Origin of the sequence: Rhodococcus sp. EPR-134 (assembly GCF_001647205.1) — a bacterium.
Taxonomy (GTDB): domain Bacteria; phylum Actinomycetota; class Actinomycetes; order Mycobacteriales; family Mycobacteriaceae; genus Rhodococcus_F; species Rhodococcus_F qingshengii.
Window position 1 is genome coordinate 1 of record NZ_LVCT01000312.1, and the last position, 3,020, is coordinate 3,020.

The 3,020-nt window shown below is 61.6% G+C and carries 3 protein-coding genes and 1 pseudogene; 1 reads left to right on the forward strand and 3 read right to left on the reverse strand.

All coding sequences use genetic code 11. The annotated features are described in order from the left end of the window. Nucleotides 1-340 precede the first annotated feature (340 nt). Nucleotides 341-511 carry a hypothetical protein gene (locus A2J01_RS36395; RefSeq protein ID WP_007734610.1) on the forward strand — a complete coding sequence of 57 codons (171 nt, stop codon included), beginning with the start codon at nucleotides 341-343 and terminating at the stop codon, nucleotides 509-511. Between the two features lie 16 nt (nucleotides 512-527). Here A2J01_RS36395 and A2J01_RS14210 read toward each other — a convergent pair. From A2J01_RS14210 to A2J01_RS36400, 3 genes and pseudogenes are all read right to left on the reverse strand, one after another. Next, nucleotides 528-1,271: pseudogene (locus tag A2J01_RS14210) on the reverse strand (HNH endonuclease family protein); the annotation flags it as partial. Between the two features lie 78 nt (nucleotides 1,272-1,349). Next, nucleotides 1,350-1,715 carry a pyridoxamine 5'-phosphate oxidase family protein gene (locus tag A2J01_RS14215; RefSeq protein ID WP_047269305.1) on the reverse strand — a complete coding sequence of 122 codons (366 nt, stop codon included), beginning with the start codon at nucleotides 1,713-1,715 and terminating at the stop codon, nucleotides 1,350-1,352. Nucleotides 1,716-1,827: 112 nt separating this feature from the next. Next, the gene (locus tag A2J01_RS36400; protein WP_020906454.1) at nucleotides 1,828-2,196 is read right to left on the reverse strand and encodes a hypothetical protein; all 369 of its coding nucleotides are present in this window, start codon (nucleotides 2,194-2,196) and stop codon (nucleotides 1,828-1,830) included. Nucleotides 2,197-3,020: the final 824 nt, after the last annotated feature.

Genomic DNA, 3,020 nt, shown 5'->3' on the forward strand with positions numbered 1-3,020 from the left:
GATTCCAGATGGGCCTCTGGCCGTGGCCACGGACCTCTGCTATCTCGGCTAACGCTCGCCTCGCGGATGTGCTCGTTCGTCTCGAGTTTCCGACCACTCGTCGCATGAGTTCATGACCAGGGACTTTAGCCCTCGGTAATTACCTACCAATCGGTATATTCTGCGAAGGTACGGACTTCGTGAACCGATGTGAGTTGGCTCCGGGGGACGTGCCGGCCTCGCAGGACCGCCCGCAAAGTCAGCCCGGTGAGGCCACCGGAGTTCGCGCATTTCGACAGATTGCCGCTGGGTCCGTCCGCTACGAGGGGAGCGGACGGACCAGACGGCACGAGAGAGTGCCATGCCTGAACGTGGTCAAAGCAGAGTGGACGCGGGGATCATTGCCGTCGTCGCAGTCATCACCGGTGTGTTCGTCGCACTGACCGGTCACGGTCTGGTTGCAGCGCTCGCCACCGTAGTGGGCCTCGCGCTCGGAATGGCGATTGTGCGGTATCTGATCAAGGGCCGCTGATCATCGCAAGAGTTCAGCAGGTCGCGAGAATGTCTGCGATGGTGTCGTGTTCGGCTTGGGTGACCCACAAACCGTATGCCGCTTTGACTTCCACTTGAGCAGTCACGTACTGGCAGCGGTAGGCCTTGTTGGGTGGCAGCCAGGTCGCCGCGTCGGAATCCGACTTCTTCTGGTTCGTGGGCCCGTCGACAGCGCGCAGGTTTCGAGGGTCGTTGGCCAGATTGGTTCGCGTCTGTGTATCGAGCTGTTGTGCGCCCTTCTGCCAGGCGTCCGAGAGTGCGACTACATGATCGATCTGGACTGCAGCAGACGTGTCCTGGCCGCGGGTGAACGCGATGGTCTTGTTCGTGTACGGGTCACGGAGCGTACCGGTTTGGACCGAGCAGCTTTTGGAGCCGTCCTTGAATGTCAGGTCGGTGAGGTCACGCCGCAGGATGTCGTTGCGAGTATCGCAGCCGTTGTGGCCGAATTCGACGGTGACGTCGTCGGTCCAGGCGGTACCGAACAGCGCGCGGTCGTATCCGGTCTTGGGTGCGCGTCCCTTGACGGGGATCTGTGCCAGCAGTTCAATTGCGGCGGACGAAGGAGCCGAGGCTTCGGTCACGACCGTCGTGGTGACACCGGATCCGATTCCCGAACCGAGAGAAGATGTTTCGGGCGAGTCGGCGTTGGAATTGGCGCAACCTCCCAGCACGATCACGGCAGCAATGCCGATGGTGACGCCGGTGATGCCGCGCCTGTGATGTGCCGTGCGTGCCATGTGTGAGAGTCCATTTCTGCGAGAGATGAACTACAAGTATGTCATTCACGACAATTCGGGCCTAACCGGCACTGTCTGTCAGTCTGGTCGAAGGAACCATCGAGTCACCGGGACCGAGACGAGGACCCGCGGACCGTCACGAGTTTCGTCTGCGGCATCCCAGCCGTCGTACTTCTCGCCGAAAAGTCTCAGGAGGTCGACGAATTCGCCGACATCGTGATGAATTGTCGCGAGGCCCTGTGCGACCCACGGGTCGCCAGCGGATCCGTCGACTGCCAACGAGACCCGAGGATCGTCCAGCAGGTTCCGAACCTTACGATTCTGCTCAGCGCTCGGTATCCAGAATGTGTTCTGATGCAGTAAGAACCAGACCGGAGTCGTGTGCGGCGAGCCGTCGCTTCGGAGGGTGGTCAACCACACGCAAGGAGCATCCGCGATAGTCACGGTCCCAGTATCGGCGCCGGCGCGAGGTTCACCAATCGAGTGTTCGGAACGAACAATGCCCGGACCTCGCCGTTGGCGAGGACCGGGCATTGTCGGGAAAGGAGTGGAAGCGTCAGATCTCGATCTTGGGGGTCTGTTCGCCCAGCTTGTGGCGGGCCAGCGCCAGGTTCGCACGCGCACGGTCCAAAACGAGGTACACGAACAGCGTCGACAGTCCGGGCGTCTCGAGGACGCGAATGAGGTGGTACTGGTTGCTCAGGGTGATCAGGATGTCTTCCAGGGTGTCGGTAATCCCCAAGTTACTCATCGTGCGGAGCTTTGCTCGCACAACCTCGGAGTTGCCGGCGCCGGCGTACTCGAGGCTGAATGACGGGTTGCCGCTCATGCCGAGAACCATTCCGCTGTCGGCGTCGACGACGGCTGCACCGCTGGCACCGTCGATGCGCATCAATTCGCCGAGGATCTTGTCGATGTTGCTCATTGCTTCTCCTTGGTAGGGCCGAGTCGCGCGGGGCGACTCCAGGTGATGCTTCGGTGGTGAAGTCATCGGTACATTTCGAGGTGGAATCGTTGGTTGCGGCGTCGGGAGTGGGTCGGGCGGCAACTTTTCAGTTTGGGAGATTTGTGGGCTCGTTCCGTTCGGTGCAGATGGGCGGCCATTCGACGACTCGAATTCGTCGATGCGGTCTGCGGGTAGCCAGCCGTCTCCGGCGGGTGCGTTGAGTGGCCGTCTCGTATCCGTCTCGTAGTCCGGGGCCGGCGGCTGGAGTTGCGGATACACCGGTGCGGTCAGCGGTCGCTTGTACGGAATCGGCTGACCACCCGCGTCGGCGACGTTCGCGAACCAGGCGGCGTACCCGGGGTCGCTGCGATCGAGGTTTTGCCCGCGATCGTCGTCTTCCTCGCGGGAACCTCGTCGACGAAAAAGTCCCACTCGTTCCAGCCCCTTATAGACGAACTATTTCCGATCGGAGCGTTCCGGATGAACGCGGCAGACCGGACAATCCCACCCGTAGTTATTTTGCAGTTAAGTCACCGTAGCATGGGTTCGCGAACGGGGCATACAGTCCAATCCCGCAGTCGGGAGGGCGAGGCGCTCGGATTCGGCAGGATGCTCGGGCAATTGGCGCTGACGGGCGACGCCGGTCCGTTCGAGCGCCAGTGGCCCTCTGGCATCCTTGAGGGATGAAGAAAACGATCACCGGGTTCATCGGTGCCTGCTCGCTGGTGGCGCTGGTTGCCTGCGGTTCTGACGGAGACAAGCCGACCGAGGTCGGAACACTCACTTCCTCTGCTTCGGCGACC